Origin of the sequence: Vibrio sp. OY15, from assembly GCF_000742455.1 — a bacterium.
GTDB lineage: Bacteria > Pseudomonadota > Gammaproteobacteria > Enterobacterales > Vibrionaceae > Vibrio > Vibrio alginolyticus.
Window position 1 is genome coordinate 1 of record NZ_JPIL01000025.1, and the last position, 21233, is coordinate 21233.

A 21233-nucleotide genomic window follows, 5' to 3' on the forward strand; every position below is an offset into this window, starting at 1 on the left:
CCTTATTTAGGACGGCACAGACCAAAAAAAGAAAAAGCTGGCTAAATGCCAGCTTTTTTATTGCTTTGGGTTACCTATGATCTTTTTGCTTTTTAAGCTTTTGACCACCCATGATCTTATTGCTGTGCGACCTTCTTTGTCTGGTCCATAAGACCCAGAGCACCAAAGCCAGTAATCACATCTAGGTTTGTTTTCAAGCCCGTTTCGTCACTTCCACCAATGTAATTTTGTGGCATCTGAACTTAGAAGTTTTGCAAATTGTTGTACAGCGAGTTCGCTACGTCTCGATTCAATTCTGCCAAGTAAACTTCACGGTTTGCTCCTAACGCCGCATACTTACCTTTTAGGACTTCAGATTCTGCGCGACCTTTCGCTAATATCGCTTTCGCTTCAAACTCAGCAGAAAGTGCGTTCGCTTTTTGAATCGCTAAGTTAGCCTCTGCGATAGCTAGCTCTTTCTCCTTCTCGACTTCAGCAAGTCGTTTGGTTTTTTCCACTTCAACGATTTCACGCTCTGCAATCTGACGCGCCACTTCCACTTCTTTTTGTTGAGCAATAATTGCGAGTTCTTTACCACGCTGGGCGTCTTGCACCTCACGTGTTCGTTGAATCTCTTTGCGTAACTGCTCGGTCTCTGCCTGTGCTTTCGACGTTTCTTGTTCCTGAATCGCGCGAATACGATCCGCCACTAAACGCTTTTTATCTGCCAATAGCTGATCTAATTGCTTTTCTGGTTGCGGGTCACCAATGGTCACCTGCGTCACTTGAATACCGTATTGTTGTAACGGATTGTCTTGACGAATTGGTTGCCCGGTTTTGTCTACGACTGGCACAGTTTTCCATACCAGTTGATTGGTGCGCTGTAATTGGTTCGGATTAGCTTGATTCGCCCCAACAGGCGCAAGATCCAACTCTTCCACTTCAACCTGACGTCGCTCTGTTAGATAAATCCCCTCTCGTAACTGATCGCCAAGTTTCGATTTGAACTGGTTCAAACCACCTTGGAAAAACTCTTCACCCGTGTATTGGGTTGCGGTAATCACCGTTACGTTACGTGCGTTCTTTACAAGCAGCGCATCGATCAAGTTACTGTTGTTGCGGAACTCTTTATGCATCTTCTTCACCGCTTCAGGGTCATTACTGAGCTTAAAGCGGAATGTTACGGGGATCTGACCAATATAGGTGTCGGCAAATCGAACCTGAATCGCATCAAGACGTTGATAAAAATCTTCGCCCTTGCTGTTACCGAATGACACGGTGATCACTTGGTCATACTTGGTGATTTTGGACAGAAATGGCATACGAAAATGAATGCCAGGTTCAGTAAACACATCCAACTCACCAGTAATATTATTCTGATGCACGTAGCTGTAACCCGCATCGGTCATCAGCACCGAGCTATTAATCGTTAAGCCTATTGCCAACAGCGGTACGCCAAATACGGCTGCTTTTAATCCTTTATGTAGTAACTGACGTCTTTCTTCCACCTTTAAACCCCTTCCTAAACCTCTGCTTTCCATTTTGTTCTCCTTTTTGGATTGTTACTGAGTTAAATCGATAAAAATCAGATTGCTATGCAACTCAGCGACAAGTACTAATGTATCAAAATGTTACATTAAGGAATAATCGACAGATTCATGGAATAAATAAGATTTTTACGAATAATACAAAATCATCAAAAATTTGCGGAGGATATCGATGTTTTACGCAGAGGGATTAAAAGAGAAGAATCACAGGCAATAAAAAAGGCCGCCGAAGCGACCTTTCTAACAATCATATAAAGTGCTTACTTCACACGACCTACGTATTCAGCAGTACGAGTATCTACGCGAATCACTTCACCAATTGAGATGAACAGAGGAACACGAACAACAGCGCCAGTTGATAGCGTCGCTGGTTTACCGCCAGTACCTTGAGTATCACCTTTCAGGCCTGGGTCTGTGTCTACAACTTCTAGCTCAACGAAGTTTGGTGGAGTAACAGTAATTGGGTTACCGTTCCAAAGAGTGATCATACAAGTGTTGTTTTCTACCAACCACTTAGCGTTTTCACCTACCGCTTTTGCATCCGCTGCGATCTGTTCAAACGTTTCACTGTTCATAAAGTGGTAGAATTCGCCGTCTGAATATAGATAATCTAGGTCGATATCCATTACGTCTGCCACTTCACAAGTGTCACCAGACTTGAATGTTTTCTCTAGCACTTTACCAGAAAGAAGTTTACGAATTTTAACACGGTTGAACGCTTGGCCTTTACCTGGTTTAACGTATTCGTTTTCCAGAATTACACAAGGCTCGTTATCAAGCATTAACTTAAGACCGCCTTTAAATTCATTGGTGCTAACTGTAGCCATTTTTTCCTCTTACATTCTTAGAGCTAAATTCAATGCCGCACATAATAACCCGAAAAGTCGAATCTGTTGAGCAAAACTGGCTCAAACAGTTGGCGAATGGGATCTCTGATCCTGCAAAATTGCTCGAAATACTGGAAATTGATCCTTCACCGTGGCAAGACGGGTTTGCCGCGCGCAAGCTGTTTGCACAGCGTGTACCGCAAAGTTTTGTCGATAGGATGGAGAAAGGCAACCCTAAAGACCCTCTTTTACGTCAGGTTTTACCACTGAGCGACGAATTTGAGGTGCATCCGGGTTACTCCAATGATCCATTGGAAGAGCAGGACAATGAAGTCCCTGGCCTGCTACACAAGTATCGCAACCGCGCCCTGATGATTGTCAAAGGTGGCTGCGCGGTAAATTGCCGTTACTGTTTTCGTCGTCACTTCCCTTATCAAGAGAACAAAAGCGGGAAACAAGCCTGGACCAAGTGCTTAGAGTACATGGCACAACAACCAGAGTTGAACGAAGTCATCTTCTCAGGTGGTGATCCATTAATGGCAAAAGACGATGAGATTCATTGGCTTTTAGAGCACATTGCTCATATTCCTCACATCAAACGTCTGCGTATTCATAGCCGTTTACCTGTGGTGATTCCAGCTCGAGTCACTGATGAACTATGCCAACTTCTGCAAGCATCAAGGTTACAAATCATCCTCGTCACTCACATCAACCATGCCAACGAAATCAATGACGAATTTGCTGAACAGATGTTCAAGCTCAAAAGAGCGGGCGTTACGCTTCTAAACCAAGGCGTTCTGCTGAAAGGCGTGAATGATTCGGTAGAAGCTCAAGTGACGTTAAGTGAGGCCTTATTTGACGCGGGTATCTTGCCTTATTACCTCCACGTTCTTGATAAGGTGCAAGGCGCAGCGCACTACTTTATTTCGGACGAAGAAGCGAAAGCTATTATGCGCGGACTCATCACGCGTGTATCGGGTTATCTGGTACCAAAACTCACACGAGAAATTGGTGGCAGGCCAAGTAAAACGCCTTTGGATTTGCATTTAGAATAAGCTCTGACACTCAATTAAATTTGTCGTCTAGATTGATTATTTTTGTTCGCTTTGCACGGTAAGTCTATGCATACTCCGCACTTTTGGAGGTCAAGATGCATACAGCATTCGAACAAATTTTCGATCTTGGCCCATTCAGTTGGCCTGCCCTACTATGCTGCGCCATTAATGGGCTCATGATCGGTATAGAGCGCCAAACTCGTGGTAAACCGGTTGGCATTCGCACAGCAATATTAATTATTTCAGGCACCTACCTGTTTATGTCGATGGCAGTGTCGTTATCGCCAAATACACTTGATCAAGCACGAGTGCTTGGTCAGATCATTACTGGCGTCGGCTTCTTAGGCGCTGGCGTTATGATGACACTTGATGGAAAAATCCATGGCGTAACATCCGCGGCTGTAATATGGGTGCTAGCAGGTTTAGGTTTGATGATAGGTTTGGGTTATTTAACGCAGTCGGTGGTTATTACTCTCCTGACATTAACCGTGTTGTTAGGTGTGGATAAAGCAGAAAACCACATCAAAGCATTACGCCGCGGTGTTCATCAAAGAATTCAACAACGCAAAACTTCATCACGATTAATTAAATAGTTAACGATCCGAGAAACTCGCTTCATCCCATCTGTAATTAAAAAGCCCTCGACGAACATCGAGGGCTTTCTGTATATAAAGATTCTGACTTTCTCAGGGATTACTTAGCAAAGTTGATGAGTGGGAAACACTTGAAGAAACCGTTATCCGCACAGTTCAAAAGACCAATTTGCACGCCATCGATTTGATCGGTCATGTTGAAGAAACCAAACTGGAAATTAGACTTCTTAGAGATACTCGCTAAGCCCACATCCGCCATGGTGTAGCCTTCAGAATAGTTCACCGCGCTCCAGTTCAAGCCTTTTACGTTGTTCGTAATGTTAACAGCACCCAAGTTAACACCCGTCGTCTGACCTTGGTTCCAGTTAACTAAGCCTAAAGACGCGCCTTTCATTTCTTGATTTACTTTTGCTGCGCCAAAAAACAGACCGAAGTTCACACCTGTCGTACGATCCGTTTCTGACATACCAAGCAGTGAAAAGTCGACACCTTTAACCTCATTTACCTGCCCATGCAGCACAGCTAAACGAACACCACCTACTGAAGAATTAGAGGGTGCGTTTGTGTTATCGATAGTAGAGAACATCACAGGTGTACTGTCGGCAAAAGCAACAGGTGATGCGATAGCGGCTGCAACCGCCAATGACGTCATAAGCTTTTTCATTTTCATCTCCATGATGGGAAGCAACAATTTACAACATAGTGTAATGTTCAGATTTTGCTCTGTCCCCGTTCAAAAAGTGTTAGCAATAGGTCAGATTTAACCATCTGACTCAAAAGAAAAAATATTTCTCTTCGATTTTTTGCTTCTGAAATGGCGCTTTTTACGCTCAAAAATCTCATGATAAGCCACTCCAGAACGTCATGTTTCTCAGGTGACACGCATAAAAAAAGTCGAGGCATCTGCCTCGACTTTTAAAGGTTTGGTCGGTTATCTTTCCGCTATAAGGGCTCCCTTAGAGCGATGAGATAAGCTGGCTTACATCATGCCGCCCATACCGCCCATGCCACCCATGCCGCCCATGTCAGGCATCGCTGGCGCGTCTTTTTGCGGTAGGTCAGTAACCATCGCTTCAGTTGTGATCATCAGACCTGCAACCGATGCTGCGAATTGTAGTGCAGAACGAGTAACTTTAGTTGGATCTAGGATACCCATTTCTAGCATGTCGCCGTATTCGCCTGTTGCCGCGTTGTAGCCGTAGCTACCTTCACCCGCTTTCACGTTGTTCGCAACAACTGAGTCTTCCTCACCTGCGTTCTTCGTGATTTGACGGATTGGCGCTTCCATTGCACGTAGTGCAACGCGGATACCAACGTTTTGTTCTTCGTTGTCACCCGTTAGGTGAGCAATCTTAGATGCCGCGCGGATAAGTGCAACACCACCACCAGCAACAACACCTTCTTCAACCGCTGCGCGAGTTGCGGCTAGCGCATCTTCTACACGGTCTTTCTTCTCTTTCATTTCAACTTCAGTCGCAGCACCAACTTTGATTACTGCAACACCGCCAGCCAGTTTAGCTACGCGCTCTTGTAGTTTCTCTTTGTCGTAGTCTGAAGTTGCGTCTTCGATTTGTTGACGAATCTGAGCAACACGGCCAGATATCATCTCTTCTTCACCGATACCATCGATGATAGTCGTGTTTTCTTTCGTGATAGAAACACGCTTCGCTTGACCTAGATCTTCTAGTGCAACTTTTTCTAGCTCTAGACCGATCTCTTCAGAAATCACAGTACCGCCAGTTAGGATAGCGATGTCTTGTAGCATTGCTTTACGACGGTCACCGAAGCCAGGTGCTTTCACAGCTGCAACTTTTACGATGCCACGCATGTTGTTCACAACCAATGTTGCTAGCGCTTCGCCTTCTACATCTTCTGCAATGATAAGCAGTGGACGAGATGCTTTCGCGACAGCTTCTAGCGTTGGAAGAAGCTCACGAATGTTTGAGATCTTCTTGTCTACTAGAAGAATGAATGGGTTTTCTAGATCAACACTGCCTGATTCTTGGTTGTTGATGAAGTAAGGAGACAGGTAACCGCGGTCGAACTGCATACCTTCTACTACGTCTAACTCGTCTTGTAGCGCCTGACCTTCTTCAACCGTGATAACGCCATCACGACCCACACGCTCCATTGCTTCTGCAATGATATTACCTACGCTTGCGTCTGAGTTTGCAGAGATAGTACCAACCTGCGCGATCGCTTTTGTGTCGTTACATTCAACAGAAAGCTCTTTTAGTTGCTCAACTGCCGCGGCAACAGCTTTGTCGATACCACGCTTAAGATCCATTGGGTTCATGCCCGCTGCGACTGCTTTTAGACCTTCGTTAACGATAGATTGTGCTAGTACCGTTGCTGTTGTTGTACCGTCACCCGCTGCGTCGTTTGCTTTAGACGCAACTTCTTTAACCATTTGTGCGCCCATGTTCTGGAATTTATCTTCCAGCTCGATTTCACGCGCTACTGATACACCATCTTTAGTGATAGTCGGTGCACCAAAAGATTTGTCTAGAACGACATTACGTCCTTTAGGACCCAGTGTTACTTTTACTGCGTCAGCCAGAACGTTTACACCTTCCAGCATTTTAACTCGTGCGTCATTACCAAATTTAACGTCTTTAGCAGCCATCTTTGATTTCCTTTCTAAAATTCTTTGTGTGTAATTTCGTAATTGAATCTGAGCAAAAAATTACTCAATGATTGCTATTATTCAACGATCGCCATGATGTCGTTTTCAGACATGACAAGCACTTCTTTACCGTCGATTTTTTCAGTTTTTGTACCGTAACCTTCAGCGAAGATAACGGTATCACCGACTTTAACGTCTAGTGGCAGTACGGTGCCGTTTTCTAGGATGCGGCCTTTACCCACAGCTAGAACAACACCGCGAGTCGATTTTTCTGCAGCAGAACCAGTCAGAACGATGCCACCAGCAGACTTAGATTCAACTTCTTTACGTTCAACGATAACTCGGTCATGTAATGGACGAATGTTCATCGGTCGTCTCTCCTGAAAATTTCCATGTTTATTTGATAATTGTCCTTAGGGACTGTAGCCCCAGACACGTGATCCCTATATAAGGGGTCGAAGCAGCGATCCCAAGGGGGTGGCACAAAATTTTTGTGACTTAGTTAAAATAACGAACAACTAGGCAACGGTTTGCGTTAGAAATGCTCACTCGCTCGGCATCTCGCTTTCTTGTATCCTTGCAGTTTGCTCACCAGATAGTTGTCACACATGCAGGAAAATAACAAGCTGGAACCCCAAGCAACCGATAAGCATGGTTTGTTGACCGCACCCATTCCTGAAACGCTGCGGAAAATGACCGTACCCATGACCATGGGCATGATCGCAATTTTGATGTTTAACTTGGTGGACACGTTTTTTATCTCGTTGCTTGGCACTCAAGCGCTAGCAGCTATCAGCTATACCTTCCCTGTAACCTTTGCGGTTAACTGCATTACGATGGGGATTGGGATGGGACTAGCGACCAATATTGGTCGCTTGCTTGGGCAAGGTCATGCACCACAAGCTGCTCGGTTCACCACTCACGGTTTGTTGTTAGCCGTGTTACTTGTGGCTATCGCGTCTTCTATTGGCTTTACCACCATTGCGCCATTGTTTCGTTTTCTTGGTGCGTCTGATGATCTCATCCCTCTTATTGAGCAATATATGCAGGTCTGGTATCTCACCATTCCTCTGCTAGTGATCCCAATGGCGGGCAACAGTGCTATCCGAGCTACTGGCGACACAAAAACACCAGCAAAAGTCATGATGTTGGCTGGTTTGATTAATGGCATGCTCGATCCATTGTTGATTTTCGGTTATGGCCCTTTTCCGGAACTTGGCATTCAAGGCGCAGCCATAGCAAGTGCCTTTAGCTGGTTAGGTGCTTTGTGTGGCTCATTCTATGTGCTAATTAAACGGGAAAAATTGCTTGCTCAACCCCAATGGGCTTTGCTGAAACAAGACTGGCAACAGACACTAAAAATTGGTACCCCTGCAGCGCTATCAAACGCGATGAATCCGTTGTCCGGTGCCATTCTGATGATGCTGTTATCCAACCACGGTACAGCGGCGGTTGCTGCTTACGGCGCAGCGCAGCGTATTGAGTCTATATTGATTTTAGTATTGATGTCGCTGACCTCTGCCCTCACACCGTTTATGGCACAAAATTTAGGAGCCAAACAACCGCAACGAGCCTTTTCCGGTTTATTTATTAGCATGCGTTTTGCAGTGGTATTCCAAGGGTTTATCTTCTTGATGATGGTGCCACTGAGCATTCCTCTGGCTGCGCTGTTTTCTCAGGAAGATGCGGTGAAAAACCTGCTTTGGCATTATTTACTGGTGGTGCCATTTAGTTATGGCTTCCAAGGCATCGTAATGATGTTAGTCAGTGGTTTGAATGCGATGCACAAGCCATTGCGTGCATTCCAGTGGAGCTTTATGCGGCTGTTCATTTTTACCTTGCCATCGGCGTGGGTCGGGAGCCAAATCTACAGCATTGAAGGCTTGTTTATCGGTATCGCGGTTGGGAATACGTTGGGTGGGCTACTGGGCTACTTGTTTGCGCTGCGCGAGCGAAAATTAACGCTCATAGAGCAGAGCAGCGTGTCTTAACACTCGTCTATCGCTAGTTTCTTTTTGTTGATTCTCAAATACAAAAAAAACCGCGGAAAGCCGCGGTTTTGTTTATCTATTTCAAGCTTGCTTAGAACAACTCTTCAGCAACTTTGTATAGATCGTTGCGTACTGGACGCTTCATGTTTTCGATTGCGTCGATGATATCGTGGTGAACAAGTTGCTCTTTCACGATACCTACACAACGACCACCATGACCTTCGATCAATAGGTGAACAGCGTAGTTACCCATACGAGATGCTAGTACGCGGTCAAATGCAGTTGGACGACCACCACGTTGGATGTGACCAAGTACTGTTGCACGAGTTTCACGACCTGTCGCGGCTTCGATGTCACGTGCTAGTTCATTAGCATCCATCATTAGCTCAGTAAGCGCGATGATCGCGTGTTTCTTACCTTTAGCGATACCATCTTGGATGTTGCTGATCAGCTTGTCTTTGTCTAGACCAGTTTCCGGAGTGATGATGTATTCACAACCGCCCGCAATTGCAGACATCAGAGTCAAATCACCACAGTGACGGCCCATGATTTCTACAATTGAAATGCGTTGGTGAGATGAAGAAGTATCACGTAGACGGTCGATTGCATCGATAACGGTGTTTAGTGCACTTAGGTAGCCCACAGTGTAATCCGTACCTGCGATATCGTTGTCGATTGTGCCCGGAAGACCGATACATGGGTAACCCATTTCAGTCAGTTTCTTCGCACCCATGTACGAACCATCACCACCGATTACCACTAGTGCATCGATACCATGTTTTTTCAGGTTCTCAATCGCTTTTTCACGAACTTCCACTTGTTTAAATTCAGGGAAACGTGCAGAACCTAGGAACGTACCACCTTTGTTGATCACATCTGAAACGCTAGAACGATCTAGCTTCTCGATGCGGCCTTCGTATAGGCCTAGGTAGCCGTCGTACACACCGAATACTTCCAATCCTTCGGATAGTGCTGTACGTACTACGCCGCGTATCGCAGCGTTCATACCAGGTGCGTCACCGCCACTTGTTAAAACACCGATCTTCTTAATCATGCTCACCCTCGATCTTTGGCAATCAATTATTTAATTTTCTTTTAGGCCCCTTGTTACCAAGCAACCTGCATAATCCAGAACTGTGCGTTATGTTACATTTCCTCTACAGGATTACCAATGAAAACGCACTTTTTTATGTAACTTTTCTACTTATGTAAGAGTATTACAGTTTCTCTATGAAACTTTGTTGATTCATATCAGGATCACGAATCTTAATAAGTATTGATGGAAAGATAGTCAATAAGTACCTGTTTGTCGTCGGGCACTGATGGATTTTTCAAGCCGACCAATCTTGTGCTTTCTGCTCTTTCTCTGGTCCGAAAACGACAGACAATGGATCTTGATGGATCAATACGTCCGCATCAGGAAAAAGAGCCAATAAATTATCTTCCACTTTATCAGCGATGTAATGCGCCTCAATTAATCGTAAGTTATCGTCTAGCTCTAAATGCAACTGTATAAAGCGCGTCGGTCCGGACATTCGCGTGCGTAACTGATGCACGCCCAATACCCCTTTTACGCTCAAACAAGCTTGGTTAATTTGCTCAAGTTCTTCATCGGGCAACTTTCTATCAAGTAAGGTTTGAATCGCTTCGCTGACCATTTTGAAAGCGCTATAAAGAATGAAGACACCAATACCAATCGCAAACACAGCATCCGCTTGAGTCACTCCAAAATAACTGAGCCCCAGAGCAACCATGATCGCAGCATTCATATACAAGTCAGTCTGATAATGCAGAGAATCCGCCGCTATTGCTTGGCTCCCCGTCACGCGAACCACATGTTTTTGGAACATCACCAAGCCAAGTGTGACCACAATCGCAAACAGCGATACATACACACCTAACTCCGGTGCGTGTAAAGCATGTGGGCGGAAAAATCGGTCAATCCCGTTAAGAATCAAAAATACTGCCGAGCCCGAAATAAACATTGCTTGGGCTAGGGCCGCTAAGGACTCAGCTTTACCATGTCCAAACGTATGTTCGCGGTCTGCCGGTTGTAAGGCGTAACGAACCACCACAAGATTCACAACCGAAGCCGCGATATCTAACATGGAGTCAATCAATGACGCCAATAAGCTCACTGAGCCGGTTACCCACCACGTGATGACTTTTACTATCAGAAGAAGCGTCGCCACAATGGTTGCAGTCCAAGCGGCGGTCGTAACTAAACGTGCGTATTGCTGTTTCATAATCAAAGAGTTAACTAAAACCATACGTTGAGTATATTGAATGACCATGAAATAACCAGATCAAAAAGAGGCAACCAATGGCTGCCTCTTTATATAACATCAATTCATGACTTAATTATTGCGCGACTTTTCCATGCGCTTGTGCATTCTGTCGCCACACTCTTGCATACGTTCATTTTGTAGCTCAACAAATTTCGCTTTCTGCTCAGGTGTTAATACGCTAAGCATTTGGTGCTTTCTTTCTAGCATTTGCACGCGACGTTCCGTTTGGCGCTCAACCATCTCTTTTGCTAATTCGCTAGCTTGAGCTTCATCAAAGTTATCCGCCAGCAAAAGCGATTGTACTTTTGCGTGATGCGCTTGACGCTCAGCCATACGTGCTTCTTTGCCATCAGCGAATTTTGCTTTCATTTCTGCTTTGTTTGCTTCACGCATTTCTTTTAGCTGATCTTTTTGTGCATCAGTCAGGTCTAGTTGACGCATGACACCTCGGTCCATACCCATGCCGCATTCGTCACGAGGACCTTTATGATGGTTTTTACCACCGTAAGCGAATGCGCTTGCGGCGCCAAGAGTAAGAGGTAGAACAACAGCAGCTAACACAAGTTTTTTTGCAGACTTCATAATACGATTCCTTACACAGGTGAGTGGTTCTTCTGAGCTGTTCTCACAGCGCTTGAGTATAGAATACGACCCGCTAGGTAAAGCGACGTATAGGGAGCGTAAAGAATCGTAAAGAGTGATTTTTCTCCTCTTCGTTGCGCATCATTCCAATGTAATATTAGGCTATCGGTAACTTACTATAGGTGCCCCCATGGCAAACATTCTTTTAATCGATGACGATATCGAGCTAACTAGCTTATTAAAAGAAGTACTCAGTTTCGAAGGGTTTGACGTCAGCGAAGCAAATGACGGTGAAGCCGGCTTAGCCGCGATCAATGATAAGATTGATTTGATTTTGTTGGATGTCATGATGCCAAAACTCAATGGCATGGAAACGCTGAAACGCTTACGTGAAAATTGGGAAACTCCCGTCTTGATGCTGACCGCTAAAGGGGAAGAAATTGATCGCGTGATCGGCTTGGAACTGGGCGCGGATGATTATTTACCAAAACCTTTTAGTGACCGAGAGCTGTTAGCGCGAATCCGCGCGATTTTACGCCGCACTAGCAGCACACAAAAAAATACCAAAAACAGCGATTGCATTGAGTATCAAGAAATCCGCCTCTATCCCGGTAAGCAAGAAGCGTATTGTGAGCAACAGTTACTCGATCTCACAGCAACCGAGTTTGCGCTACTCACCCACTTCGTACAAAACCCAGGACAAGTGCTGACCAAAGAGACACTGAGCTTAGATGTGCTTGGTAAACGACTCGCTGCTTTTGATCGCGCTATCGATATGCATGTCTCGAACTTACGTAAAAAATTACCAGATCAAAGCAATGGCAAGCCGCGAATTAAAACCCTGCGTGGTCGTGGCTACATGCTGCTTGAGGAGGATTAATGCGCCTATCACGCATCAAACTGCCAAACATCAATAGCCTGTATGGACGCATCTTTGCCATTTTTTGGTTCACCATGTTATTAGTATTGATAGCCGTGCTATCACTGCCACATTTGGACCCACGCAAAGCTCGCGATATTCCAGAAGAACACTACAAACGTATGGTAGAAACGCGTGACTCAATCCAACAAAAATACAGCCAGCAAACTGATTTAGGCCGCATACTTTTTCGTATCGAGGGCAACCGCCACGGCAAGCACGACCCTCGCCCGAGGGTGTTTTTTTCTGACTACAGCGGTAATGTTCTTACGACAGAAAAACGCAGCAATTTTCAATTGCGTGCCATGCAAAACTTTGTCACCAGTATCGAAGATTACAATAATCCAAAGCAGAAGCTGTATGGTCGATACATGATTGCGGGCCCAATTCCTATCACTTTGGCAGGTTCCGATATCTTGATGTACGTGGGCTTCAAGTGGAATGAGCCACCACCTCTACTCCTGCGTCTGTTTGATCACCCATTCCAGCTCTTGCTTGCGGTCATGCTGGTTAGTACACCATTGCTGTTATGGCTTGCTTGGGCTTTGAGTCAGCCTGCACGTCGTCTTGAAGCCGCTGCTCAACGTGTGGCGAAAGGTGAATTTGTCACAGACCCAAATTTAGAAAAAGGCACGGCGGAGTTTCGTCAAGCAGGTAGCAGCTTCAACCAGATGGTCGAAGCGGTTAATCAGATGATTTCAGGACAACAACGTTTGCTATCCGATATCTCTCACGAGCTGCGCTCACCTTTAACTCGTCTGCGCATGGCAAGCGCATTAGCGACGCGTAAACAAGGCGAAAGCCCAGAACTGACTCGTATCGATACCGAAGCGCAGCGCTTGGAACAGATGATCAGCGAACTACTAGAGCTTTCTCGCATGCAGGCGAACAGTCATATGACTCGCGAAACACAGCCACTAGAAAGTTTATGGGAAGAAATCATTAAAGATGCGCAGTTTGAAGCAGAGCAAATGGGCAAACAGCTACACTATTCAGAATTACCTAAGCGCAATATTTCCGGTAACCCTAAACTGCTGATGAGTGCGGTGGAAAATATCGTTCGTAACGCCATTTACTACGGAAAAGACGAGGTACAAATCGACATCAAAGCCGATGACGATACGCTTCGTATCACGGTTGACGATAATGGAGAAGGTGTACCAGAAGAGGAACTGGCCGCGATTTTTCGCCCGTTCTATCGCGTTTCCACGGCACGCGATCGCCACTCTGGCGGCACAGGTCTCGGCCTAACCATTACCGAAAGTGCCATTCGCCAGCACAGTGGCACGATCGCAGCCAGCCGAAGTCCTTTAGGCGGATTGCGCATGAGTATCACCTTACCGATCAATTGTTAGTCTCAATTTGATGAACTAACAATAATTCGCACCATATTTCTAGAGTGAGTGATTCACAGCCCCACCCTCACTTTAGAAATTGGTGAGGCTTCTTAGAATACCCTTACAAAGATCAAAGTTGATAATAATTATCGTTAGCATTAAAGTAAATTTTCCAATTAAGGAGGATTTACTATGTCACATACATTTCCCGCTCTGCCTTACCCGTACGATTCACTAGAGCCGTACATCGACGCGAAAACCATGGAAGTGCATTACAGCAAACACCACAAGACGTACTTTGATAAGTTTGTAAATGCCGTTGAAGGGAGCGAGCTCGAAACTCAGTCATTAGACGAGATCTTTGACAATATCTCTAAGCTCAGTCCAGCAGTACGTAATAATGGTGGCGGCTATTACAACCACATCATTTATTGGAATTGCATGTCACCAAACGGTGGCGGAGAGCCTCAAGGCGCGCTTGCTCAAGCAATTAACGATAAATTTGGTAGCTTTGCGCAATTTAAAGAGGCGTTTGCCCAAGCTGCCATCAATACCTTTGGGTCTGGCTTTGCATGGCTGATCGTAAAAGATGGTGAGATTCACATTACGTCCACCAGCAATCAAGATAACCCTCTGATGGACGTAGTGGATGTACGCGGTGAACCAATCCTCGCATTAGACGTGTGGGAGCACGCGTATTACATCTGTTACCAAAACCGTCGCCCAGAATATATTGATGCGTGGTGGAACGTCGTCAACTGGCGAGCAGTTGAAGAAAACTATGCTCACGCTCTCTTATAAAGAACATCGCTACTTACGGTATTAACATCCGCGCTAATGCCTGCTTTCATACCCAGGTCAATCTTGCTGAATCTCGCATATCTCGGTGACTTGGGTATATACTGCCCCTCTCTTTGACCAACTCTATTTCAATACCATGTTTGATATCGCTTTATACGAACCAGAAATCGCGCCGAACACCGGCAACATCATTCGACTATGCGCCAACTGCGGTGCAAACCTTCACTTAATTGAACCTCTGGGTTTCGATCTTGAAGAGAAAAAAGTCCGCCGCGCTGGTTTGGATTACCATGATTTAGCTCGCGTAACGCGTCATAAAAACTATCAAGCGTTCTTAGAATATTTAGAGAAAGAGAAGCAAGGTAACTACCGATTGTTTGCCTGCACCACCAAAACCACAGGCCACCACGTTGATGCACAATACCAAACGGGTGATGTTTTGATGTTTGGTCCAGAAACTCGTGGTTTGCCTGCTGAAATCATCGATAGCTTGCCAATGGAGCAGCGTATTCGCATTCCAATGATGCCAGATGCGCGCAGCCTAAACCTTTCGAATGCCGTTGCGATCATTGCTTTTGAAGCATGGCGTCAAATGGGCTTTGAAGGCGCATTGTAAGCAGCACGAATTCCAAATACAGAAAAGGGCGCTTGGTGCGCCCTTTTGTTTTCTTTACTGACTAACTCAATCAGTTGAGCTTGTTGCGATCATCATCGTCTTTACGCTCGTATTCCCCTTCGAAGGTATTGCCATTATCTGACTGGGAATCAAATGGGTCACGACGGAACGGGTCTTGCTCAAATGGCCCCTGGTTAGAGAAACCACCTTGGAAGCCACCGCCATGCATGGTTTTCACCACCATTTTGCTCATCAAGTATTTAGCTATCGCGGCGCGTGGCGCAGGAAGCAACACCAACATACCAAGGGCATCGGTCATAAAGCCAGGGGTTAACAGTAGCACGCCAGCCACAGCGAGCATTACGCCTTCAAAAATTTGCTGGGCTGGAATTTCACCTTGTTCAAGACGCCCCTGTACTGACATCAGTGTTTGGATACCTTGGCTACGAACCAACGATGCACCGACAAATGCCGTGATTAAGACTAGTGCAATGGTCGGCCATAAACCTAAAAAGCCGCCCACCTGAATAAATAAGCCGATTTCAATGATCGGAACAAAAATAAACGCTAATAATAAGATAGGAAACACACGCCCTCCTTTGTTTAATTCAGTGTAATGGTAAAAGCAGACTAAGCTCAAACGAATCGTTGTAAAAAAGCGTGTTCATACTGGTCTCCTTCTTTTTTAGACAAAGTAGCGGGAGCGCGTTTCATTCAATTACATACCGATTTTTTCGTGCTTTTAAAGTGCTAATTTCGAACTCTAAAAACTCATGTTTGTCGAGGAAAATCGAGTACCCATAAAGGGTTATTAATAACCCGTTCATACTTTGCAAATTATTGACTCATGAAAAACGAAAAAGGTGATCTAGTTACTATTTTTATGCGCTAGGTGCAGTATCATGTGCCACATAAGTCAGGACGGATTTTCCAGCCAAAAATTCTGATGAATGGATTCTAGATTGCAGAAATGGCTAATAAATAACTTTATTATCAGAATTATCATCTAAGGATCCTGCTATGGCTACCCTATCTGATGCTCCAAAAACAGCAAACCCAGCCACTCGTATTGAAGAAGATCTATTAGGTCAACGTCATGTCCCTGCATATGCGTACTACGGTATTCATACGCTACGTGCAATCGAGAACTTCAACATCTCTAATATGACCATCTCTGACGTACCAGAATTTGTACGCGGCATGGTAATGACCAAAAAAGCAGCAGCGTTAGCAAACAAAGAACTTGGCGCTATTCCAAAAGACGTTGCAAACTACATCATCGAAGCGTGTGATTTGATCCTAGAAACTGGCAAGTGCATGGATCAGTTCCCATCAGACGTATTCCAAGGCGGTGCAGGCACTTCAGTTAACATGAACACGAACGAAGTGATCGCAAACGTTGCGCTTGAGTTGATGGGTAAAGAGAAAGGCCAATACGAATTTGTTAACCCAAATGACCATGTAAACAAGAGCCAATCAACCAACTGTGCGTACCCAACAGGTTTCCGTATTGCGGTATACAACAGCGTACACAAGCTAATGGAAGCAATTGAGTACCTAAAAGGCGCATTCGAACTTAAAGCCGTTGAGTTTAAAGATGTACTGAAAATGGGCCGTACTCAGCTTCAAGACGCAGTACCAATGACAGTCGGTCAAGAGTTCCATGCGTGGGCGGTAACACTAAACGAAGAGATTCGTGCTCTAGATTACACATCTAAACTCCTCCTAGAAATCAACCTAGGCGCAACCGCAATCGGTACTGGTCTAAATACACCAACTGGCTACCAAGCGCTTGCAGTAAAACACCTAGCGGAAGTAACAGGCCTTGACGTTGTTGCAGCAGAAGACCTTATCGAAGCAACGTCTGACTGTGGTGCATACGTAATGACTCACGGCGCGCTAAAACGCCTAGCAGTGAAATTATCGAAGATCTGTAACGACCTTCGTCTACTTTCTTCTGGTCCTCGTGCGGGTCTAAATGAATTGAACCTACCTGAAATGCAAGCAGGCTCTTCAATCATGCCAGCTAAAGTAAACCCAGTTATCCCAGAAGTAGTAAACCAAGTTTGCTTCAAAGTTCTCGGTAACGACAACACGGTTTCTTTCGCAGCAGAAGGCGGTCAGCTACAGCTAAACGTAATGGAACCAGTTATCGCACAAAGCGTGTTTGAGTCTATCTCTCTACTACACAACGCGTGTGTGAACTTACGTGATAAATGTATCGACGGCATCACAGTGAACAAAGAAGTTTGCGAAAACTACGTTTACAACTCTATCGGTATCGTCACTTACCTAAACCCATACATCGGCCACCACGAAGGTGACATCGTAGGTAAGATTTGTGCAGAAACTGGTAAGAGTGTTCGTGAAGTCGTGCTAGAGCGCGGTCTGCTTACAGCAGAGGAGCTTGATGAAATCTTGTCAGTAGAAAACTTCATGCATCCTACTTACAAAGCAAAACGTTACGAGTAATAACGAATCCGAAGGGGGCCACTCAGGCCCCTTTTTTAGGCTCTCATACGGTTAACCTCATTTTTTATATGCTTTTATTGCCGCTAAACCACTAGGTTCTCATTCTCTGAGCATTTACTCCTATTCCTGAGTGTTCAAAAAATCAGAATCAAATAAAAAACTAAAGAGGTATCAATATGGTCATGGTCGAACTCTTCGTGGTTCTGCTCTTCATCTATTTGGGGGCAAGAATCGGTGGTATCGGCATTGGTTTTGCCGGTGGTGCTGGGGTCATTGCGTTGTCTTTGATCTTGGGCGTACCAACAAGCCAAGCTTACATTCCCGTTGACGTAATTTTGATCATCATGTCTGTAATCACCGCTATCGCAGCAATGCAAGTCGCTGGTGGTTTAGACTGGATGGTGCAAGTTGCTGAAAACTTTTTGCGCAAGCATCCTGAGCGCATCACCTTTTATGCGCCTATCGTAACTTACCTAATGACATTAATGGCGGGTACTGGCCACACGGCATTCTCTACTTTGCCAGTGATTGCAGAAGTAGCGAAAGGCCAAGGCGTGCGCCCTTCTCGTCCACTGTCTATCGCGGTCGTAGCATCGCAAATCGCTATCACCGCATCACCAATCTCAGCGGCTGTTGTAGCGTTCGCGGCAATGCTGCACCCATTTGGCGTTGACTACCTAACACTACTAGCAATCTGTATTCCAACGACGTTCATCGCGTGCATGATCGGTGCGTTCGTGGCGAATTTCATGGGCTGTGAGCTAAAAGACGATGCTGAATACCAAGAGCGTCTAGAAAAAGGCTTAATCAAGCTAAATACAGAAGCAAAACGCGAAATCCTACCAACAGCGAAGAAAGCAACCTTCATCTTCCTAGGCGCAATCGCATTTGTCGTGTGTTACGCAGCAGCAATTTCTGGCTCAGTTGGCCTTATCGAGAACCCTGCTCTAGGCCGTAACGAAGCTATCATGACGGTAATGCTAGCAGCTGCGGCAGCTATCGTAATGAGCTGTAAAATCGATGCTGGCAAAATCCCAGCCGCAGCAACATTCCGCTCTGGTATGACAGCGTGTGTGTGTGTTCTTGGTGTGGCATGGCTAGGTTCTACGTTCGTTAACGCGCACGTTGACGGCATCAAAGAAGTTGCGGGTGCGCTACTAGCAGACTACCCATGGATGCTAGCACTCGTTCTATTCTTCGCTTCAATGCTGCTTTACTCACAAGGTGCAACCACTGTTGCGCTGATGCCAGCAGCACTAGCAATCGGTGTGGCACCACTTACCGCAGTTGCATCTTTCGCAGCAGTAAGTGCGCTATTCGTGCTGCCAACTTACCCAACGCTTCTAGCAGCGGTTGAGATGGACGACACGGGTTCAACTCGTATCGGTAAGTACGTATTCAACCACCCATTCTTTGTACCTGGTGTGGTAACCATCGCTTCTGCGGTAGCACTTGGCTTCGCATTCGGTGGTCTACTGATCTAGTAGAAACAGAGTCTTACTCGGGGAGCTTCGGCTCCCTTTTTTATTCCCTGTTGTCTTGATTTATGCTCAATAAATCTTCATTTTCATGAAACTTATTGACTCGCCTCCGGGTCTGATTGAGTTACACTAACGGCAATTATCTAAGATGAATTGACTCTTTTATGCGCGCATTACTTTCCGTTTTACTCTTAGGGCTCATTACCTTTTCCACTCCGTCTTTAGCTTTATTTGGCAAAGACCAGTTTAACAGTAGCCAGAACAACAGTTTTGGTAGCAGCAGCGACAGCTTTGTTCCGGTTGATCAGGCGTTTCCATTTAACTTCTACCAGCAAGATGACAAATTGATGCTCGATTGGCAGGTACGTGACGGGTACTACCTATATCAAGAGCGCTTGTCTGTAGCTGGTGAGAAAGTATCGCTAGGCGAACTGCAAATGGAAGACGGCACACCGCATAAAGATGAATTCTTTGGTGACGTGCATATCTATACTCAACCTCTCTTCGTTAATGTACCAATGCATGATTGGCAAGACGGTGCTCGCGTAGTCGTGCAATACCAAGGTTGTGCGAAAGCAGGCTTCTGTTACCCGCCAGAAACTCGCGTGATTCCTATCAGCGCGTTTACTTCGTCGAACTCAGATTCAACAACGGCGACAACTGCATCAAAAGCAGAACTGGCACCAACAGCAACGCCACCAGCGGTGCAATCATCTAGTTCTGCCGACACACCATCAGCTCCAGTAACACAGCAAGATAGCCTTGCAGCCAACCTTGCTGATAACTGGTGGACACCACTTCTGTTCTTGGCGCTTGGTGTGGGCTTGGCGTTTACACCTTGTGTGCTACCGATGTACCCAATTCTGACCAGCATAGTGCTTGGCAGTGGCAAACTAAGCCAACGCCGCGCGCTAGGCTTGTCATTCGTCTACGTGCAAGGCATGGCACTGACTTACACCCTACTCGGCCTTGTGGTGGCATCTGCAGGTATGCAGTTCCAAGCGGCAATGCAACACCCTTATGTGCTGATTGGCTTGAGCGTACTGTTCATCGCACTCGCTTTGTCTATGTTTGGTCTGTACTCATTACAGCTACCAAGCAACGTTCAAACGTGGTTAAACAACCTCAGCAACAAACAGCAAGGCGGCAGCAGTGCAGGCGTATTCGCCATGGGGGCGATTTCTGGACTGGTGTGCTCACCATGTACCACGGCACCTCTGTCTGGTGCGCTACTTTACGTGGCACAAAGCGGCGATTTGCTTACCGGTGGTATCGCGTTATACGCGCTGGCGATGGGCATGGGTATTCCGCTGATTCTTGTTGCGGTCTTCGGCAACAAACTGCTACCAAAAGCAGGTGGTTGGATGGACCGAGTGAAAACACTCTTCGGCTTTATTCTGCTTGCCGCACCTATCTTCTTACTAGAACGCATCATGCCAGAAATGTGGTCAACGATTCTGTGGTCAGCACTGGGTATTGCTGCTTTTGGTTGGCTATACCACATCAAAAACAGTCTAGAGTTTGGTGGCTGGAAACAAAGTGCCGTGGGCATAATCGCCGTCTTAGGTTTGCTAGCCTCAGCACAACCTATCTTAAATTACTGGTTTGGCAACAGCACAACACAAACTCAGCAAGCCACTGTTAGCTTTACTCGCATTGCTAACGTGGCGGAGCTTGAAGAACAACTGGCACTTGCGAAAGCGGCAGGTAAACCCGTCATGCTCGATTTCTACGCCGATTGGTGTGTAGCATGTAAAGAGTTTGAAAAGTACACCTTCCATGACCCAAGCGTCGAAGCAAAACTGCAAGACTTCGTTCTTCTGCAAGCGAACGTGACCAAAAACCAAGTGCAAGACATCGAACTACTGAAGCACATGAATGTACTTGGTTTACCAACAATTGAGTTTTGGGATGCCAGTGGCGAACACGTTTCAAACGCTCGTTTGACGGGCTTTATGCAAGCTGAGCCTTTCTTAGAGCATATCAAGCAGTTCTGATAACCAGATATTCAAACGCCAGTGATGTCCACTGGCGTTTTTTATTGCTCAGATTTGAATAAGAACATTGCGTTTATATGCAATTTTCCTAATAAAAGTCGATTTGGTTCAGACTTTTAGCG

18 protein-coding genes and 1 pseudogene are annotated in these 21233 nt (G+C 45.7%); 10 read left to right on the forward strand and 9 right to left on the reverse strand.

The genetic code is table 11. From position 1 onward, the window contains the following. Positions 1–116: 116 nt before the first annotated feature. Together IJ23_RS21100 and efp are read right to left on the reverse strand one after the other, a co-directional pair. Positions 117–1520: pseudogene (locus IJ23_RS21100) on the reverse strand (SPFH domain-containing protein). A gap of 266 nt (positions 1521–1786) precedes the next feature. After that, a complete protein-coding gene (gene efp / locus IJ23_RS21105) occupies positions 1787–2353 on the reverse strand; it encodes an elongation factor P (RefSeq protein ID WP_005381500.1) in 567 nt (188 codons plus the stop codon). 32 nt (positions 2354–2385) lie between these two features. Here efp and epmB point away from each other — a divergent pair, with 32 nt between their 5' ends. Both epmB and IJ23_RS21115 read left to right on the forward strand, forming a co-directional pair. Next, on the forward strand, positions 2386–3408 hold the full coding sequence (gene epmB / locus IJ23_RS21110) for an EF-P beta-lysylation protein EpmB (protein ID WP_033907283.1): 1023 nt from the start codon (positions 2386–2388) through the stop codon (positions 3406–3408). A 95-nt stretch (positions 3409–3503) separates the two neighbouring features. Beyond that, the gene (locus IJ23_RS21115; RefSeq protein ID WP_005381504.1) at positions 3504–4001 is read left to right on the forward strand and encodes an MgtC/SapB family protein; all 498 of its coding nucleotides are present in this window, start codon (positions 3504–3506) and stop codon (positions 3999–4001) included. A 100-nt stretch (positions 4002–4101) separates the two neighbouring features. Here IJ23_RS21115 and IJ23_RS21120 read toward each other — a convergent pair whose 3' ends face one another. From IJ23_RS21120 to IJ23_RS21130, 3 genes are all read right to left on the reverse strand, one after another. Beyond that, entirely contained in the window at positions 4102–4665 is a 564-nt protein-coding gene (locus tag IJ23_RS21120; RefSeq protein ID WP_005381507.1) for a VC2662 family protein, read from the reverse strand. A gap of 315 nt (positions 4666–4980) precedes the next feature. Next, positions 4981–6627 (reverse strand): chaperonin GroEL, encoded by a 1647-nt coding sequence (gene groL / locus IJ23_RS21125; protein ID WP_005381509.1) that lies wholly within the window; start codon positions 6625–6627, stop codon positions 4981–4983. Between the two features lie 77 nt (positions 6628–6704). Continuing rightward, positions 6705–6995, reverse strand: coding sequence for a co-chaperone GroES (locus IJ23_RS21130; protein ID WP_005381516.1), 291 nt, complete (start codon positions 6993–6995; stop codon positions 6705–6707). Between the two features lie 240 nt (positions 6996–7235). Here IJ23_RS21130 and IJ23_RS21135 point away from each other — a divergent pair, with 240 nt between their 5' ends. After that, entirely contained in the window at positions 7236–8618 is a 1383-nt protein-coding gene (locus IJ23_RS21135) for an MATE family efflux transporter (RefSeq protein WP_033907284.1), read from the forward strand. Positions 8619–8709: 91 nt separating this feature from the next. Here IJ23_RS21135 and pfkA read toward each other — a convergent pair whose 3' ends face one another. The 3 genes from pfkA to IJ23_RS21150 form a co-directional block, all read right to left on the reverse strand. Then, positions 8710–9672 carry a 6-phosphofructokinase gene (pfkA, locus tag IJ23_RS21140; protein ID WP_005381521.1) on the reverse strand — a complete coding sequence of 321 codons (963 nt, stop codon included), beginning with the start codon at positions 9670–9672 and terminating at the stop codon, positions 8710–8712. 277 nt (positions 9673–9949) lie between these two features. Continuing rightward, positions 9950–10864 carry a CDF family cation-efflux transporter FieF gene (gene fieF / locus IJ23_RS21145; protein WP_025998696.1) on the reverse strand — a complete coding sequence of 305 codons (915 nt, stop codon included), beginning with the start codon at positions 10862–10864 and terminating at the stop codon, positions 9950–9952. A 111-nt stretch (positions 10865–10975) separates the two neighbouring features. Further along, the gene (locus tag IJ23_RS21150) at positions 10976–11488 is read right to left on the reverse strand and encodes a CpxP family protein (RefSeq protein ID WP_005386388.1); all 513 of its coding nucleotides are present in this window, start codon (positions 11486–11488) and stop codon (positions 10976–10978) included. Positions 11489–11678: 190 nt separating this feature from the next. Between IJ23_RS21150 and IJ23_RS21155 the strand changes: the two genes are divergently transcribed. From IJ23_RS21155 to trmL, 4 genes are all read left to right on the forward strand, one after another. Then, positions 11679–12368 carry a response regulator gene (locus IJ23_RS21155; protein ID WP_005382384.1) on the forward strand — a complete coding sequence of 230 codons (690 nt, stop codon included), beginning with the start codon at positions 11679–11681 and terminating at the stop codon, positions 12366–12368. Then, a complete protein-coding gene (gene cpxA / locus IJ23_RS21160) occupies positions 12368–13762 on the forward strand; it encodes an envelope stress sensor histidine kinase CpxA (RefSeq protein WP_005382383.1) in 1395 nt (464 codons plus the stop codon). The genes IJ23_RS21155 and cpxA overlap by 1 nt, the downstream gene beginning before the upstream one ends. 174 nt (positions 13763–13936) lie before the next feature. Then, positions 13937–14545 (forward strand): superoxide dismutase, encoded by a 609-nt coding sequence (locus IJ23_RS21165; RefSeq protein ID WP_033907285.1) that lies wholly within the window; start codon positions 13937–13939, stop codon positions 14543–14545. Between the two features lie 136 nt (positions 14546–14681). Continuing rightward, positions 14682–15161 carry a tRNA (uridine(34)/cytosine(34)/5-carboxymethylaminomethyluridine(34)-2'-O)-methyltransferase TrmL gene (gene trmL, locus IJ23_RS21170; RefSeq protein ID WP_025768811.1) on the forward strand — a complete coding sequence of 160 codons (480 nt, stop codon included), beginning with the start codon at positions 14682–14684 and terminating at the stop codon, positions 15159–15161. Between the two features lie 70 nt (positions 15162–15231). On the opposite strand, the gene IJ23_RS21175 is transcribed toward trmL, so the two are convergent. Next, positions 15232–15750, reverse strand: coding sequence for an FxsA family protein (locus IJ23_RS21175; RefSeq protein WP_033907286.1), 519 nt, complete (start codon positions 15748–15750; stop codon positions 15232–15234). A gap of 431 nt (positions 15751–16181) precedes the next feature. Between IJ23_RS21175 and aspA the strand changes: the two genes are divergently transcribed. From aspA to IJ23_RS21190, 3 genes are all read left to right on the forward strand, one after another. Continuing rightward, complete coding sequence (aspA, locus tag IJ23_RS21180) at positions 16182–17633, forward strand: aspartate ammonia-lyase (RefSeq protein WP_033907287.1); 1452 nt, start codon at positions 16182–16184, stop codon at positions 17631–17633. Positions 17634–17809: 176 nt separating this feature from the next. Next, positions 17810–19117 carry an anaerobic C4-dicarboxylate transporter gene (locus IJ23_RS21185; protein ID WP_005382378.1) on the forward strand — a complete coding sequence of 436 codons (1308 nt, stop codon included), beginning with the start codon at positions 17810–17812 and terminating at the stop codon, positions 19115–19117. Positions 19118–19278: 161 nt separating this feature from the next. Then, positions 19279–21111 carry a protein-disulfide reductase DsbD gene (locus IJ23_RS21190; RefSeq protein ID WP_033907288.1) on the forward strand — a complete coding sequence of 611 codons (1833 nt, stop codon included), beginning with the start codon at positions 19279–19281 and terminating at the stop codon, positions 21109–21111. Positions 21112–21233: the final 122 nt, after the last annotated feature.

Bases quoted from the DNA above. Each gene is read 5' to 3' on its own strand.
- IJ23_RS21185 (WP_005382378.1), top strand. From the start codon at position 17,810: ATGGTCATGGTCGAACTCTTCGTGGTTCTGCTCTTCATCTATTTGGGG.
- pfkA (WP_005381521.1), bottom strand. From the start codon at position 9,672: ATGATTAAGAAGATCGGTGTTTTAACAAGTGGCGGTGACGCACCTGGT.
- IJ23_RS21150 (WP_005386388.1), bottom strand. From the start codon at position 11,488: ATGAAGTCTGCAAAAAAACTTGTGTTAGCTGCTGTTGTTCTACCTCTT.
- IJ23_RS21130 (WP_005381516.1), bottom strand. From the start codon at position 6,995: ATGAACATTCGTCCATTACATGACCGAGTTATCGTTGAACGTAAAGAA.
- IJ23_RS21135 (WP_033907284.1), top strand. From the start codon at position 7,236: ATGCAGGAAAATAACAAGCTGGAACCCCAAGCAACCGATAAGCATGGT.
- IJ23_RS21190 (WP_033907288.1), top strand. From the start codon at position 19,279: ATGCGCGCATTACTTTCCGTTTTACTCTTAGGGCTCATTACCTTTTCC.
- cpxA (WP_005382383.1), top strand. From the start codon at position 12,368: ATGCGCCTATCACGCATCAAACTGCCAAACATCAATAGCCTGTATGGA.
- IJ23_RS21155 (WP_005382384.1), top strand. From the start codon at position 11,679: ATGGCAAACATTCTTTTAATCGATGACGATATCGAGCTAACTAGCTTA.
- IJ23_RS21165 (WP_033907285.1), top strand. From the start codon at position 13,937: ATGTCACATACATTTCCCGCTCTGCCTTACCCGTACGATTCACTAGAG.
- epmB (WP_033907283.1), top strand. From the start codon at position 2,386: ATGCCGCACATAATAACCCGAAAAGTCGAATCTGTTGAGCAAAACTGG.
- aspA (WP_033907287.1), top strand. From the start codon at position 16,182: ATGGCTACCCTATCTGATGCTCCAAAAACAGCAAACCCAGCCACTCGT.
- efp (WP_005381500.1), bottom strand. From the start codon at position 2,353: ATGGCTACAGTTAGCACCAATGAATTTAAAGGCGGTCTTAAGTTAATG.
- groL (WP_005381509.1), bottom strand. From the start codon at position 6,627: ATGGCTGCTAAAGACGTTAAATTTGGTAATGACGCACGAGTTAAAATG.
- IJ23_RS21115 (WP_005381504.1), top strand. From the start codon at position 3,504: ATGCATACAGCATTCGAACAAATTTTCGATCTTGGCCCATTCAGTTGG.
- IJ23_RS21120 (WP_005381507.1), bottom strand. From the start codon at position 4,665: ATGAAAAAGCTTATGACGTCATTGGCGGTTGCAGCCGCTATCGCATCA.
- trmL (WP_025768811.1), top strand. From the start codon at position 14,682: ATGTTTGATATCGCTTTATACGAACCAGAAATCGCGCCGAACACCGGC.
- fieF (WP_025998696.1), bottom strand. From the start codon at position 10,864: ATGAAACAGCAATACGCACGTTTAGTTACGACCGCCGCTTGGACTGCA.